The sequence below is a fragment of the Brachybacterium endophyticum genome (genome assembly GCF_003130585.1).
Lineage (GTDB): Bacteria > Actinomycetota > Actinomycetes > Actinomycetales > Dermabacteraceae > Brachybacterium > Brachybacterium endophyticum.
In genome coordinates this window covers 41,780-56,603 of sequence record NZ_QFKX01000006.1, presented here as the reverse complement: position 1 = coordinate 56,603, position 14,824 = coordinate 41,780, and the positions used below count along the sequence as shown (strand labels likewise).

Below are 14,824 nucleotides of genomic sequence, written 5' to 3'. Positions count from 1 at the left end.
GCGTAGACCTATACGAGGTCGACGAAGACGACCCCTGGATCACGGACGACCAGATCGACGCCTGACCAACCCCCGCAGCACCAAGGCCCCTTCGCCACACGGCAGGGGTCTTTCTCATGCCCACTCGGAAAGGACGACTGTCGTGGTCACCTACAGCAAAATGCCCGCCTCGTGGTCGAACAAGAAGAAGGTCGAACGGCTCCGCAAGGACGCATTCGACTCGCTGACCCGGATGCTGCCGCGCGCCGTTGCCGAGACCGGGGCGAACTTCTCGATCTGGTCGGCGCTGCGCACCCACGCTGATCAAGTTGCCCTGTTCACGGCGAACTACACGCCCGCAGGCCGCGGCCGCACCCTGTCCACCGACCGCTCCTATCAGGGGCGGATCTGGAAGCGAAAGGCCGGCGGGGTCTCCGTCGCGTCCCCCGATCTCGGGTCGAACCATGAAGACGGTCTCGCCGTCGACATTCACCCCGCTGCCATCCAGGCGTGGATCAAGACCAACGGCCTCCGGTTCGGGTGGTCCTGGGACGAGGGCCGCCGCGTGGGCGAGAACTGGCACTTCCGCTACATCGCCTCGAAGGACCAGTACACGTCCGAGGGCCGCCTGAATCACTACGACGTGCAGAAAGCCCTCGGTGTCACGGCTGACGGGAAGATCGGCACGGGAACCGTCGCGAAGATCAAGGCGTTCCAGAAGGCGCACGGGCTGACGGTGGACGGGAAAATCGGTCCAGCCACGAAGAAGAAGCTGCTGGCGGGAAAAGGTGACGCCCCGGCAGTGACCACTGCCGGGGCAACGACGACCGCGAAGCCCGCCACCGTCGTCGCGTCGGCCACGCCCGGATGGATGCCCGGCGCGGACCGCTCGCAGACCTGGACGGGCAACTCCCACAAGGCACCGGTCACGAAGATCGTCCTGCACACCACCGAGGGCGGCTCGTGGCCCACCTACGGGGGCGGTGGATCTGCACCTCACTTCACCGTTCACCGCGATGGCACCGTGCGCCAGCACATCGAGACGACCAAGTCGGCGAAGGCGCTCGAGCATCCTGCCGGGACGCCGGAGACGAACAACGGTGGTTGCATCCAGATCGAGTTCATCGGCTCCTGCGACCGCGCCTACGCCGTGAAGAACGGGTTGTTCTTCACCGAGGACGCCCAGGATCAGGACCTCGCTGGACTCGCCTCCGTGCTCGCGTGGATCTCCGCCGCACACGGCATCCCGCTGACCGCGGATGGTCTCTCCTGGCCGACCACGAACGCCGCCTACACGACCGCTCCGCAGCGCATGTCTGCCTCGCAGTGGGCGGCGTACACGGGTGTCTGCGGACACACGCACGTCGTGGCCAACTCGCACTGGGACCCCGGCGCGTTCCCCGTCGCCCGGCTGCTCGACCTCGCCGGCGGCGCGCCCGCCGCTGTCACCGGCAAGCCCGTCACCACTCCCACGTCCTCGGTCACGCTGCCCGAGGGGAAGGCGCTACTGATGAAGCTCAAGGATCTGCCTGACTTCCCGCTCCTGCGAACGTCGGAGCACAAGTGTTACTACGGCGACGAGTCGAAGCTCGAGGCCGTCTCCGGCAAATCCGCGAACTCCCTCGTGCCCGGGGAGATCTTCGGATCCGGGAAGTCCTCCGGCGCGCACGGCCTCAAGGCCTGGCAGAAGAAGGTCGGCATCACCGCCGACGGCCGCTTCGGCCCCGGCACCGACAAGGCCGCCCGCACCCTGCAGGCGAAGGCCGGCCTCACCGTGGACGGGAAGATCGGCCCGACGACGTTCTTCGCGGCGTGGTTGGCGTGAGCCGCGAGGTCACCGACACGGGCTCCATCGAGTCCCCCGTCGGAGTCATCGGCCACGTCCTGGCCCGCAACCGCACCTGGGCGTTGCGCTACATGGGCGGCAAGGGGCTGGCGATCGCCCTGATCGGTCTTTCGTGGATCGTGCAGCCCTCCGCTGGGCGAGCCGCGGGTATCGAGTGGATGGACCTGATCCAGCCCTGGATGATTGGCGGCGTGTGGATGCTGGCCGGACTGTGGGCCGCCGTCGCCTCTCGCACCCGGGCCCTGGCGCTGCACAAGGTGGCTTGGTTCGGGTTGATCGCCACTCCCGCGATCACGGCGCTCTACTTCACCGTGTCGTGGGTGTACGCCCTGCTGCCCGTCGACGGTGGCTCCCAGCGCGGCTGGATCACGGCCGCGTCTTACGTCGCCTTCTCGATGGCCTATTGCGTGGCGCGACTGCACTTGGAATCGGAGGAGATCTCCGAGGCGTGGGGTGATGACTGAATGGACTCCACCATCATCGGCATCATCGTCTCCGCCGCCGTCACGATCGGCGGCGCCTGGATCGGGTTGAAGGCGACCCGGTCTACGAACCAGGGCACCGACCTCGCCCAGGCAGCCAGCTACTGGAAGTCCGCGGTCGAGCGGCAGGACATCAAGATCGCGGCGATGGACGAAAAAATCGAGGTGGTCACTACGGAGAACCGGACCTACCGTCGCACCCTCGTCGGCGTCATCGAGCGGCTGCAGCGCGTCCCGCCGCCCGCGCACACCCTCGTCCTGGAGTACATCCACGACAACGTCCCATCCCTCAAGGAGAAGTCATGACTGGCACCCGCACTCCTGTCGTCCGATCCGAGCCCGCTGTCACCATCGGCAGCCTGTCCGCGGTCATCTCCGCGGTCATCGCCCTCGTCGTCGTCCTCGGCGTGAATCTTCCCGAGGGCCTCGAGGCCGCGATCATCGGTGTCGTCGCTGCCGCCGGCCCCATCGTTGCCGGGCTCATCTCCCGCACGAAGGTCACGGCGAACTCCAACGTCGTCGAGTCCATCCGAGGCGCGACGGTCGTGGCCGGGCAGGCATCCGAGCTCGCCACCGGCACCAAGGTCCGTGACGTCGGCGCCCTCGAGGGTGTCCCGGACGCTGAGGCTGCACTGACCGCCGACGAGGCCGGGCAGGTCGATCAGGCGGTTCGCGCCCACACGCATCGGGCAGGCGACGATGGCTGACTATCAGTGCGAGGAGTGCGGCGCCCAGTACGGATCTGCTGCGGCAGCAGAGCGGTGTGCTTTCTCGGACGCGGACGCCGACCGTGCTGAACGCGCCCGGCAGCGCCACCGCTGACATACCGTGGCCCTAGGGCGGCCATCGGGGGCTCCGGTAGGGGCTGGTCGCCTCGAGCGGGGTCGTCGCTCCGCTCAAAGTGCCCTCACCTCCTTCCTCGAGATGAGGGCACTTTCCGCAAGTTGTCCCGATTGGTCCCATACAGATCAGTCGCGGCGTACGCTGATTCGTGGCGGCTTCTCCTGACTGAAACCCGGGAGGACTCCGCTGGAGTGACACAGAGAACGCCCCCATCTCCCGTCTTTGGGGGGTGGGGGCGCTTTCTTGCGCCTGAGCGCTCATTGGTTGAGCGTGGCGCGCACGGGGAACCTCCCGCCCTATACCGTGCCGGTGCGGTTCGTAGGCGTCTCTTCCTTCTCTCCGGTCTGAGGAGCACAGCCTCGCCGCGGCCCTCGCCCGCCTCCAGTGGTGGCTGGCGGGCGAGGGCACCTAGCGATACCTCGTGAGCCGGCGTACTCTTCCAGGCGATGGCAGCCCAGACACACGGCCCTGGGAGGTCACCGCATCGCGGAGCATCATCGCTCCACACTGAGACGCCCCCATCTCCTCCGGAGATGAGGGCGTCTCGCACGTCGTGGGAGACTGACAGCGGAGGGGCGGCGCTCACGGTCTTGGGGGTGACGACGCCGCCTCTCCCTCCGCTTTCCCCAGCGCCCCATCTCCTACGGGAGGTGGGGCACTTTCGTGCATCCAGGTTCAGTCGGCGCGGCGACCTCGACCGGGTCGCTGGGCGTTCCAACGGTCGATCGTCTCGGGCAGCCAGCCACGTGCCGCGTTGTGGCGCGTGCCGGTGATCGCGTCCGGGGTGGGCAGCTTGTAGCGGGAGAGCGTCGCGGGCTTCACGCCGATCCGCTCGGCTACGTCGGCGCGGGCGAGGTAGTGGATCGTCATGCGTTCCTCTTGCTGAGCATCCACAGAGCGGTCACCTCCAAGCCGACGAACACGCCGAGGGTCGCGGTGGCCCAGATGGGCGCGTGGGCGAGGGGCGCGAGGGCGAGCAGGGCGGTGGTGCCGACTGCGGCAAGGGCGATGGGGGTGCGAGTGTTCATGATGGGGCTCCTCTCGTGCGAGGGGGAGGAAGCGCCCCGGGGTCGCCCCCGGGGCCGGTCAGTTACTTCCTGTGCTTCCCCTCTCGGGGCCGTAGCAGGTGGCCGATGGTCACGAGTGCTACGATCGCTCCAGGAAGGCTGACCAGGATTCCGATGATTTGCAGGATCATCGTCGTCCTCCTTCCTATCCCGCCCCCCGGCCTACCCGGGGGGCTTTTCCTGTCTTCGGGGGTCTCCCCCGTCCGACCCTCTTAGTATACATGAGCAATCATGTTTGTAGTGGAGTCCGGCGGCGTACATCACCTCCGCCCGGGATTCGCCGCCTTCCAGACCTTCACCCACCACGGGTCCGGACGCCGGCCGTGCCCGCGCTTCGTGCCCTCGAGGTGGATCCGCTCGAGCAGCCACCGCCGCAGATGCTCCTCGAGCTCGTCGTCCCAGCCGGACCACACGAGTGCCGTATAGACAATGGAGTCATCCGGCGTAGCGACCCGCACCGAGTAGCGAGGCAGCGTCTGGTCGCGGTGCCAGGGCATCGACTCCACGCGCGGACCGCGGATCGTGAGGCGGTAGCCGATGAGGACCGACGAGACGATCTGCTCGATCCGCTCCCCTGCCGCGTACTGGTCGAGATCGCTCATGCACTCTCGACCTGGCACAAACGCGCTGAAGCCGTCAGCGGATGAGGTGCAGGCTTGGGTAGCCGCAGGAACGTCGACTGCTCCACGTGCAGCACGCGCGGCCGCAGCTCCCACACGATCATCTGATACCCCTTATGCATGGACGACAGAATGTCCCGACCCACCTACAAACGCCGTCCAGGGGCCATTCCCCCCGGTCAGCGCAACGATTGTTCAGGCATTAGTCACGAGCGTAATCATCACCCACCCGGGTACGTCCCCTCACTCCTCGGTCTGGGGTTGAGAGGCCGCCGCCCGACTGACTCTCGTCGCTGGCGTGGGGCGATGCGCGGGAGAGGTCGACGCAGCATGGTCTGGCGGTGGACGGTCATCATGGTCTCCTTCTGCAGCCCTTCGACGGTCTCGGGGATCGGGGATGCAGTCGTATGAGATCTGCTGATGAGAGGAGTTCGGGGTAGGGATTGAGGTCGGTGGTGGATGGTGGGGTCGGGGTGGGGGGGGGATCGATGGAGGGCTCACGGGCGGCTCACAGCGCGATGTCCAGGACAGCGAGGCCGGGGAAGATCGCGAACACGATCACCAGCGGCAGGACGAAGAACACCACCGGGATGGTTAACCGTTCGGGATGCCACGCATAGAGATGCCCCGCCAGGTGCGCGAACACCGGACGGGGCGAGACAGCACCTGAATAGAAGGTGCCATCGTGGCGATGGTACATGTAGCACCCGTCCCCCTGATCGTCCTGCCGATGCCCGCTGAGACGCTGTGTGCGCTCGTGGTGATCGTCGGCGGATTCGGCATCACTGCCCTGTTCGTTGCGCTTGAGCGCATCGAGCGGCACCGGCACGTCGCGTGAGCGGGAGCCAGCGATGAGCGCTCGCACCGTAAAAGTGCTATGTATCAGTGTTATATGGTACGTAAAAGGGTGCCGCCGACAACTCCGGGATGAGCGCGGACCCGATGTTCCCCGATGCTCCTGTCATGAAGATGCGCATGGTGAGTCCTCCCCCGCGCGGTGGTGGCGGGAATCGGGATGACCGACGTCCGTGGCGTCAGATCGCCGGGTGGTCCTCACGGATGCTCCCTCCGAAGCGTTCGGGCACGAGGTCGATCTGTGGCACCCCGGTGACGGCCGCCTCGAGGACCGCCTCGGCGACCTCCCCCGGATCACGAGGGGTGGGGGCGTGCCCGGCCTCGAGCTGCGCCGCGTCCGATCGCGACCCCAGGAGCGAGCCGGAGAACTCCGTGGCCGTGATGAAGGGGTACACGGTGGACACCGTGATCCCGCTGCCCTCGAGTTCCGCGCGCGCGACGCCCGAGAGCTGCGCCAGTGCAGCCTTGGAAGCGGCGTAGCCACCGGTCCCCGGGAGGTGCTGGAAGGTGATGCCCGAGCCGATGTTCACGATGCTCCCGCTGCGCCGTGCCCGCATGTGCGGCAGCACCAGCTGCATCATGCGCAGGGGTGCCACGAGGTTCAGCTCGAGCACCTCACGCAGATCCTCGACGTCGAGGTGATCGATCGGGGCCTGGAGCCCGCGACCGGCGTTGTTCACCAGCACGTCGATGCGGCCGTACCTGCTGATCACCGCCTGGACGGCATCGGCGACCGCCTGCTGATCCGTGACGTCGCACGGGAGCGCGAGCGACTCCTCCAACTCGGCCGACAACTCCCTCAGCCGCCCCTCGCGCCGCGCGAGGAGGACTGTCGTCGCCCCCGACGCCGCGGATCGGCGCGCGACCGCTTCTCCGATCCCTGATGACGCGCCCGTCACGATGATGATCCTGCCGGCGAGATCCGTACTCATGATCGCCCCTTTCCGTGAATTAACCTATCACGTGGTCACTATCGCTCGATAGGTTATACCATCAGAGAATGTCCACCAACACCGACCATCGCTTGTTCGAGCTCGCAGACCGCGTCCTCGCCATCGGCCGACATCTGAGAGCCCTCCAGGAGAGCGAGACCCAGACCTGCACCACCGTCGAATCCGCGGTGATCCGACACATCACGCAGAACCCCGGGGCCTCTCCCCACGAGATCGCGAAGGCGACGGTCCTCCACTCCAGCAACGTCGCCCGCACGCTCAGGGCACTCGAGGAGAAGGGCATGGTGTATCGGGAGAAGCACGAGACAGACGCCCGACGCACACGCCTGTTCCCGACCGAGCGCGCGGGCCAGGATCTGGAGGACCTGCACGGCGTCTGGCGCACGGCGCTCGCGGACATCATCGAGGAGCCGGAGGTCCTGGACGCCCTCACCTCTTCGCTCGCCCGCCTCGAGGAGGGCGTGGCGGCTCGTCGAGCCGCCCGCGCCGACCGATAGTCGACCGCCCCGCCGAGGACCCTCCGGCCGGTGGGTCGCCGTCCCCTCGCGACCGTTCTCCCCGGCCAGGACGGCGTCGCGTGGCACGATGGGCGGGTCCCTTCCCCTGAGACCCGCGGAGGCAACGATGGCCGAGAACCCCAGCGGCAGCGCCGAGGACGAGAAGGTCCGTCTGCAGCGGCCCACGATCCTGTACCTCGTCAAGCGCGCGTTCAGCGAGTTCGGTCGTGACGGCGGCACCGACCAGGCCGCCAAGCTGACCTACTTCATGGTGCTGTCGATCGCGCCCACCCTGCTGGCCGTGTTCTCGCTGGCCACGCTGATCCTGGCTCCGGTCAAGGACCAGATCGCGAAGCTGATCACGGACGGCGTGACGAGCTCCGGCCTCGGGAAGCAGGTCAGCGGGCTCGGCGACATCGTCAGCACGACGCTCGAGTCGCTCATGGGGAGCGCCTCCGGCGGCATCATCGCTCTGATCATCGGTATTGCGACCGCCCTCTGGTCCGCCTCCGGCTACGTCAAGGCGTTCTCCCGGACCGCGAACGACGTCTACGAGATCCCCGAGGGGCGCAGCGCCATCCGCTTCAACCTCGGCATGCTCGCCGTGACCGCCACCCTGGTCATCGGCCTGCTGGTCATCGGGATCTCGTTCCTGCTCAACGAGACCCTCGCCGAGAGCCTGCTGAAGCCGATCGCCCAGCCGCTGCACCTCGAGGGCTTCGTCGCCTTCCTGCTGGAGTCGTTCCTGCCGATCTGGGCGTGGGTGAAGTGGCCCGTCATCGTCCTGCTCCTGTTCGTGCTGGTCTCGGTGCTGTACTGGGCGGCCCCGAACATCGCCAAGCCCTTCCGCCTGATCTCCCCCGGTGGCGTGTTCGCGATCGTCGGCATCGCGGTCGCCGCGGTGGTCCTCGCGATTTACATGAGCAGCTTCGCGAGCTACTCCAGCTACGGCGCGATCGGCGGCGTGATGGCCGTCCTGTTCGCCCTGTGGATCATGAACATCGTGATCATCCTGGGTGCCGAGGTCGACGCCGAGTACGAGCGTGCGAAGGAGCTGCAGGCGGGCCTTCCCGCGGAGAACGGCTTCGAGGTCCCGCTGCGCGGCGAGAAGGGCGCGGAGAAGAAGGAGCAGAAGTACGAGAAGCTCGTGGATCAGGGCCGCGACCTCCGTCTCCAGAACCTCCACCGCGACCAGGGCTCCTACACCGGCGAGAACGCGCGGATCACCGCCCGCACGCCCACCGGCTCGATCGCGGAACAGCCCGGCGACGTCGCCACCGAGCCGGCCGACGATGCCGAGGGCTCCGCTCCCTCCGAGGGCCGGAAGGGCTGAGACCCCGTGTGCGGGCGCTTCGCCTTCTTCCAGGAGATCGAGCCGCTGATCGACGACCTCGATGCCGTCGACCTGGCCGATCCCCATCTGCGCACGCGGTGGAACGTCGCGCCCACGGCCCCGATCTACGTGGTCACCGAGTCCCTGGCGAAGGACGACGACCGGGAGCCCGGCGCCCCCGGTGAGGTGCTGCGCGCCCTGCGCGTGGCCCGCTGGGGGCTGCTGCCGCCCTTCGCCGAGGATCTCGCGTTCGGCGCCCGCACCTTCAACGCCCGCCGCGAGTCCCTGGGGTCCAAGCCCAGCTTCCGCGGCAGCCTGTCGCGGTACCGGGCGATCATCCCGATCTCCGGCTACTACGAGTGGAAGCAGGAGGCCGGATCCAAGCGCAAGCAGCCCTTCTTCATCTCCGACCCGAGCGGGGAACCCCTCTACCTCGCAGGCCTGGTCTCCTGGTGGAAGGGCCCCGGCGGCCACGAGGGACCGGCCGCGAGCGGGGACGGCGCCTGGCTGCTGAGCGCCACGATCATCACCCGTGAGGCGAGCGGCACCCTCGCCGACATCCACGACCGCACTCCGCTGATGCTCCCGCGCGATGCGGTCGACGCCTATCTCGACCCTGCCATGGACGATCGCGGGGAGGTCGAGCAGTGGCTGCAGGACGACGCCCGCGTCCGCGACGGCGAGGACCTCGAACTGCGGCCCGTCGACGCGGCCGTCGGGAACACGCGCAGCGAGGGCCCGGAACTGATCGAGGAGACACAGCGGCTCTTCTGAACGTCCCTGCGACCGCGGGCGGAGCGCCGTCCCCCTCCGGGAGGACGACCACGGCCCCGCGATCTCCTAGGCTCGTGCCATGACCATGCCGCTGCCGTCCCGGGGGACGATCGACCCCGAGCCGGTGGACCCGCCGCCGAGCCGTCTGGACGCACCGTTCCGATGGCTCGCGAGCCATCCGCAGATCGTCGACGCGACCGTCTTCGGGAGCATCGCCGCCGTCCTCATGCTCGGGTCGATCCCCCTGGTCAGCACGCTGTCGGTCGATGCCTGGCTGTTCTGGTCGATCCCGATGTTCGTCGCCGGCGCCTTCCTGCGCACCCGCACGGGGTGGGCCACGCTCCTGATCGCGGTGCTCGCCGTCGCCCACTTCCTCGGTGGCTACCCGGTGGTCCTCGGCGACGTGATGATCTTCTACGCCCTGTACTGCGCGACGGTGCACGGCCGCGGACGCGTCCCCACGTTCGCCCTCGTCGCCGGGGTCATCGGCGCGGGCATGCAAGCGGTCGCCACCACGTTCGCGATGCTCTCGAGCGAGCCGTGGTACTTCGTGACCGTCTCGTCCGTCGTCTTCTTCGTCTTCGGCACCGCTCTGGTGCTGGCGGTCTGGGCCACGGGGCGCTACCAGCGGGTGCGCGTCGACCAGCTGCGGATGGCCCGTGAGGCCGCCGCGCAGGCCGTCCGGGAGCGCGAGCAGCGCACCCGCCTCGCCGTGGCCGACGAGCGCGCCCGCATCGCCCGCGAGATGCACGACGTGGTCGCCCACTCGCTGTCGGTGATCATCGCCCAGGCCGACGGCGGCCGCTTCATCGCCTCCCAGGACCCGAGCGCGGCAGCGGACGTCCTGGGCACGGTCGGCCAGACCGGCCGCCGCGCCCTCGCGGACATGCGCAGCCTGCTGGGGGTGCTGCGCAACGACGAGTCGCAGGACCTGGGTCCGCAGCCGGGGCTGGAGTCGCTCGGTGAGCTCGTCGAGCAGGTCCGCGCCGCGGGTCTGCCCGTGGATCTCGTGCGCGAGGGCGACGTCGACGGCCTGCCCGGACCGATGGGGCTGACGCTGTACCGGGTGGTGCAGGAGGCCCTGACCAACGTGATGAAGCACGCCGGGCCGGACGTCAGCGCCCGTGTCCTGCTGCGTCGCGATCCCCACCAGCTCGCCCTGGACGTGACCGACGACGGTCAGGGCGTGGACCCCGCCTCCGACGGTCTCGGCCATGGCCTGACCGGCATGCGTGAGCGCGTCAACCTGTTCCGCGGCACCCTGCACACCGGTCCGCTGCCCGATCGCGGGTTCCGCGTGAGCGTGCGCATCCCTCTGGACGGAAGGACAACCCGATGAGCCCCGAGACCCCTGAGACCCCCGACGACTCCGGCACCGGCTCGAACGCGGCCGCCCCCTCCCCTTCCGCTCCCCTGCGGATCGCCCTGGTCGATGACCAGCCGCTCGTGCGGGCCGGCTTCGCGATGGTGATCGACTCCCAGGACGACCTCGAGGTCGCCCTGCAGGCCTCCGACGGCGCCGAGGCCGTCGAGCAGATCCGCGCCCGCAGGGTCGATGTGGTGCTGATGGACGTGCGGATGCCCAGGATGGACGGCATCGAGGCGACACGACGCATCCTCGAGGACGCCCCCGACGGACGCGAACCCAAGATCGTCGTGCTCACGACCTTCGACATCGACGACTACGTGATGGCCGCGATCCGCGCGGGCGCGAGCGGATTCCTGCTCAAGGACGCCCAGCCCGAGGAGCTGCTCGCGGCGATCCGCACCGTGGACCGCGGCGATGCGGTCATCGCCCCCTCCGCCACGCGACGCCTGATGACCCGGATGGTCAGCACTCCCCCGCCCGGTGAGCGCGACGACTCGATCCTCGAGCCGCTCACGGACCGCGAGAAGGAGGTGCTCGTGCTGATGGCACGGGGCTTCTCCAATCAGGAGATCGGGGCCGAGCTGTTCGTCGCCGAGGCGACCGTGAAGACCCACGTCGGCCGTGTCCTCTCGAAGCTCAACGCCCGCGATCGCGTCCAGGCCGTGATCCTCGCCTTCGAATCCGGCCTGGTCGAGCCCGGCGTCTGACGTCCCTCGCCCGGACCTCATACTCCGGGACGACACGGCTGCGCCACCCCGGTCGGGTGGGAGCGAGCGCGGTCGCGACCGGGTGCTGACGACGCGGGTCCTGCGTCCCGAGATCCTGGTGGGGTACGAATCCGCAGGGGCCGCTGACGGCCCCGCGATCCCCGGAGGACCCGATGATGTGCCCTGACCCCCACCGCACCCACGCTGCCGACCCCGCTCCCGATCTGCCCGCCGACGCCGTGCTGAGCGCCCGCGGCCTGCGCAAGTCCTACGGACAGGGCCAGAACCAGGTGCTCGCGCTGGACGGGGTGGATCTCGACATCGCCCGGGGCGCCTTCACCGCGATCATGGGCCCCTCGGGGTCCGGCAAGTCCACCCTCCTGCACACCCTCGCGGGACTGGACACGGTCGATGCGGGGTCGATCGTCCTGGACGGCACCGAGATCACCGGGCTCGGCGACGACGCCCTGACCCGCCTGCGCCGCGATCGCATCGGCTTCGTCTTCCAGTCCTTCAACCTGCTGCCGATGCTGAGCGCCGAGCAGAACATCCTGCTCCCGCTCGACCTCGCCGGGCGTCGTCCCGACCGCACCTGGCTGCACACCATCACCACCGCGTTCGGCATCACCGAACGCCTGGACCACCTGCCCTCCCAGCTCTCCGGCGGCCAGATCCAACGGGTGGCGATCGCCCGGGCCCTGGTCACCTCACCCGCGGTGGTCTTCGCCGACGAGCCGACCGGCAACCTCGACTCCGCGACCACGGAGGAGGTGCTGCGGTTCCTGCGCGTGAGCGTCGAGGAGTTCGGCCAGAGCGTCGTCATGGTCACCCATGAGCGCGAGGCCGCCGAGCAGGCCGATCGCATCGTCACCCTGGCCGATGGTCGCATCGCGGACGACGAGGTGCTGCGATGAGCCGCCGCATCCGCCTCACCCCGCCCCGCCGTCATCTCGCCGCTCTGATCACCGTGGCGATCTCCAGCGGGTTCCTCGCGGTCATGATCATCGCCGCGAACCTGCTGACCACCTCGCTCTCCGCCGGGGTCACCCAGGCGTACCAGGGGGCCGATCTCGTGGTCGCTCCCGAGGACGCCGGCGAGAACCCGGACGCCGACGCCTCGGCCGCTGCCCCGGACGCCCCCGGGGTGAAGGCTTCCTGGCCGCGGACCGACGGGTACCTGCAGCTGCAGGCTCCCGGGTCCTCCGCGGCAGTGTTCCTCCAGGAACAGGCCGATCCTCCCGCCTCCGTGCAGACCCTCGACCTGACCTCCGGGCGCGACGCCGCGAAGGCCGACGAGGTCGTCCTCGACGAGGCGGCCGCCGACCATCTCGGCGTGAGCGCAGGCCAGGACGTGGTGCTGCCGGCGGACTCACGACTGGACGCCGAGCACGAGGACCTCACCCTCCGTGTCACCGGGATCGCCGCAGGATCGACCAGCACGGCGCTCGGTGGCACCCCGATCGTGCACGTCAACTCCCACAACGAACGGACCCTGGCCGGCGGCGGCCCCGGATCCACCTGGCTGCTCGCCCTGGAGCCGGGCGCCGACCGGGACGCCACGATCAGCTCGCTCACCCACCAGGGGCTGGAGGTGCGCAGCGCACAGGACGTCATCGACGAGAAGACCTCCGAGGTCACGAAGGGCTTCGAGGCCCTCGCGATGGTGTTCGCCGTGTTCGTGGTGATCGCCCTGGTGACCAGCGCCGTGGTCATCACCAACACGTTCGCGGTGACCCTGGCACAGCGCACCCGCTCCCTCGCGCTGCTGCGCACCCTCGGGTCCACCCGCCGTCAGGTCGCCGCGAACGTGCTGCGCGAGAGCGCGCTGGTGGGGTTCGCGGGGGCCGTCCTCGGCATGATCGGCGCGCACCTGCTGGCACAGGCCGCCCTCGCCGGTGCCGCCGCCGTGGGGCTGTTGGACGGCGTCCTGATCGTTCCCGTGACCCTCGCCTCCGTGATCGCCCCGCTCGTGGCGGGAACGGTGCTGACCGCGATCGCAGGGCTGGGGCCGGTGCGCGCGGCCACCCGCGTCGCCCCGCTGCAGGCCCTTCGGCCCGCGCCGCCGGCCCCCGCGCGTCGACTGGGCGTGCGCGGCGTGCTCAGCCTGGTGGCTGTGGTCCTGGGGCTGCTGGCCCTGGTCGGAGCCGTCGGGATCTCCCTGGCGGGGCCGTCAGGACTCGGGATCGCCCTGGGCATGCTCGGCGGCGTCGTCAGCTTCGCGGGGCTCCTGGTGGGGCTCGTGCTGGTCACACGTCCGCTGGCCCGTCTCGCCGGAGCCGCGGCGGCGAGGATCGGTGGTCTGCCCGCCCGCATCGCAGGAGCGAACACCTCCCGCAACCCCCGCCGCAGCGCGGCCACCGTCGCCGCGCTCCTGATCGGCACCACGCTGATGACGATGATGGCCGTCGGCGCACGCACCACGGAGACCACGCTGACCACGGAGCTCGACAGCCGCCGGCCCATCGACTCGGTGGTCACCGCCGAGAAGCTCCCGCGTGCTGCCGTGGAGGCGATCTCCGAGGTCCCCGGCGTGCACAGCGCGCAGGCCACCGAGCGCGGCGACATCGACGTGGGCGCGAAGGAACCGATGACCCTGTACGCGGCGACCCCGGATCAGGTCCGGTCGACCTCGCACAGGCCCGAGCTCGCCGACACGGTCACCAGCGGCACCGTGGTGCTCGGGAAGGAGCGCGCCCAGTCCTTCGGCCTCACCGACGGGCAGGTCCTCCACCTCCCGGGCGCCGACGGGAAGTCCCACGACCTGCGCGTGCACGTGGACGCGAACCTGCAGATGTCCCTGGTCTCCCCCGCCACGCTCGAGCAGCTCCTGGGCTCAGATTCCTCACCCGCCCTGCTGGTCGACTTCGACGACGTGGGGACCGCCCCGCGGGAAGGGCGCGACGCGCTCGCCGTCGTCGGCGACATCCAGAAGGCCGCCGCGGAGAACGGCGCGCCGCAGGCGGAGGTGGATGCATCCGGGGCCGAGCGCGAGATGTACGGGCAGATCCTCTCGGTGATGCTGGGCATCACCGTGGGCCTGCTCGCGGTCGCGGTGCTGGTGGCCCTCGTGGGCGTCGCCAACACCCTCAGCCTGGGCGTCATCGAACGCACCGGCGAGAACGCCCTGCTGCGGGCACTGGGCACGACGCGTGGGCAGATGCGGGCGATGCTCGCCTGGGAGGGTCTGCTGCTCGCCGTGATCGGTGCCGTGCTCGGCATCGCCCTGGGCAGCGTCTACGGGGTGCTCGGGATCTCCACGGTCCTGGGTGGCCAGTACCCGCTGATGATCACGATCCCGTGGGGCCAGATCGGCCTGGTGCTGGCGCTGGCGCTCGCGGCAGGGCTCCTCGCCTCGGCCCTGCCGGGCCGGAGGGCGGCCCGCACGCAGCCGGCGCGCGCTCTCGCCGCGGCCGACGAGTGAGCGCACCGCCCGCCGACGGACCCGCCGCGCGGCGGGAGACCCGGCGGGGTGAGGCGGGCAGCTGAGGCAGGGCTGGTG

At 69.5% G+C, this 14,824-nt stretch carries 16 protein-coding genes; 11 read left to right on the top strand and 5 right to left on the bottom strand.

Translation table 11 applies throughout. The features are described from left to right. Positions 1-142: 142 nt before the first annotated feature. Genes DEO23_RS13985 through DEO23_RS13970 form a run of 4 tightly spaced genes read left to right on the top strand, consistent with a single transcriptional unit; the run spans position 143 to position 3,014 of the window. Positions 143-1,804, top strand: a complete 1,662-nt coding sequence (locus DEO23_RS13985) for a peptidoglycan-binding protein (protein WP_133249886.1) — start codon at positions 143-145, stop codon at positions 1,802-1,804. After that, positions 1,801-2,289: a hypothetical protein gene (locus tag DEO23_RS13980; protein ID WP_133249885.1), complete on the top strand. Its 489-nt coding sequence runs from the start codon at positions 1,801-1,803 to the stop codon at positions 2,287-2,289. The genes DEO23_RS13985 and DEO23_RS13980 overlap by 4 nt, the downstream gene beginning before the upstream one ends. Continuing rightward, positions 2,290-2,613, top strand: a complete 324-nt coding sequence (locus tag DEO23_RS13975; RefSeq protein ID WP_109276645.1) for a hypothetical protein — start codon at positions 2,290-2,292, stop codon at positions 2,611-2,613. After that, on the top strand, positions 2,610-3,014 hold the full coding sequence (locus tag DEO23_RS13970) for a hypothetical protein (RefSeq protein WP_109276644.1): 405 nt from the start codon (positions 2,610-2,612) through the stop codon (positions 3,012-3,014). Before DEO23_RS13975 ends, DEO23_RS13970 begins: the two co-directional genes overlap by 4 nt. Positions 3,015-3,825: 811 nt before the next feature. Here DEO23_RS13970 and DEO23_RS13965 read toward each other — a convergent pair. The 5 genes from DEO23_RS13965 to DEO23_RS13955 form a co-directional block, all read right to left on the bottom strand. Next, positions 3,826-4,020 carry a hypothetical protein gene (locus tag DEO23_RS13965; protein WP_109276643.1) on the bottom strand — a complete coding sequence of 65 codons (195 nt, stop codon included), beginning with the start codon at positions 4,018-4,020 and terminating at the stop codon, positions 3,826-3,828. Continuing rightward, positions 4,017-4,178, bottom strand: coding sequence for a hypothetical protein (locus DEO23_RS16150; protein WP_165831857.1), 162 nt, complete (start codon positions 4,176-4,178; stop codon positions 4,017-4,019). The genes DEO23_RS13965 and DEO23_RS16150 overlap by 4 nt, the downstream gene beginning before the upstream one ends. Before the next feature lie 299 nt (positions 4,179-4,477). Then, positions 4,478-4,819, bottom strand: a complete 342-nt coding sequence (locus DEO23_RS16145; protein WP_165831856.1) for a hypothetical protein — start codon at positions 4,817-4,819, stop codon at positions 4,478-4,480. 526 nt (positions 4,820-5,345) lie between these two features. Further along, complete coding sequence (locus DEO23_RS15985) at positions 5,346-5,702, bottom strand: hypothetical protein (RefSeq protein ID WP_133249884.1); 357 nt, start codon at positions 5,700-5,702, stop codon at positions 5,346-5,348. Between the two features lie 169 nt (positions 5,703-5,871). Next, positions 5,872-6,624, bottom strand: coding sequence for an SDR family oxidoreductase (locus DEO23_RS13955; protein WP_109276641.1), 753 nt, complete (start codon positions 6,622-6,624; stop codon positions 5,872-5,874). Between the two features lie 68 nt (positions 6,625-6,692). Between DEO23_RS13955 and DEO23_RS13950 the strand changes: the two genes are divergently transcribed. From DEO23_RS13950 to DEO23_RS13920, 7 genes are all read left to right on the top strand, one after another. Beyond that, positions 6,693-7,142: a MarR family winged helix-turn-helix transcriptional regulator gene (locus DEO23_RS13950; protein WP_109276640.1), complete on the top strand. Its 450-nt coding sequence runs from the start codon at positions 6,693-6,695 to the stop codon at positions 7,140-7,142. Positions 7,143-7,269: 127 nt separating this feature from the next. Continuing rightward, positions 7,270-8,475 carry a YihY/virulence factor BrkB family protein gene (locus tag DEO23_RS13945; RefSeq protein WP_109276639.1) on the top strand — a complete coding sequence of 402 codons (1,206 nt, stop codon included), beginning with the start codon at positions 7,270-7,272 and terminating at the stop codon, positions 8,473-8,475. A gap of 6 nt (positions 8,476-8,481) precedes the next feature. After that, entirely contained in the window at positions 8,482-9,249 is a 768-nt protein-coding gene (locus DEO23_RS13940; protein ID WP_109276638.1) for an SOS response-associated peptidase, read from the top strand. A gap of 79 nt (positions 9,250-9,328) precedes the next feature. Further along, positions 9,329-10,588, top strand: a complete 1,260-nt coding sequence (locus DEO23_RS13935; RefSeq protein WP_240613423.1) for a sensor histidine kinase — start codon at positions 9,329-9,331, stop codon at positions 10,586-10,588. Beyond that, positions 10,585-11,325 carry a response regulator gene (locus DEO23_RS13930; RefSeq protein WP_109276637.1) on the top strand — a complete coding sequence of 247 codons (741 nt, stop codon included), beginning with the start codon at positions 10,585-10,587 and terminating at the stop codon, positions 11,323-11,325. Before DEO23_RS13935 ends, DEO23_RS13930 begins: the two co-directional genes overlap by 4 nt. Positions 11,326-11,498: 173 nt before the next feature. After that, positions 11,499-12,239, top strand: coding sequence for an ABC transporter ATP-binding protein (locus tag DEO23_RS13925; RefSeq protein WP_165831855.1), 741 nt, complete (start codon positions 11,499-11,501; stop codon positions 12,237-12,239). Then, positions 12,236-14,746 (top strand): FtsX-like permease family protein, encoded by a 2,511-nt coding sequence (locus DEO23_RS13920; protein WP_109276635.1) that lies wholly within the window; start codon positions 12,236-12,238, stop codon positions 14,744-14,746. The genes DEO23_RS13925 and DEO23_RS13920 overlap by 4 nt, the downstream gene beginning before the upstream one ends. Positions 14,747-14,824: the final 78 nt, after the last annotated feature.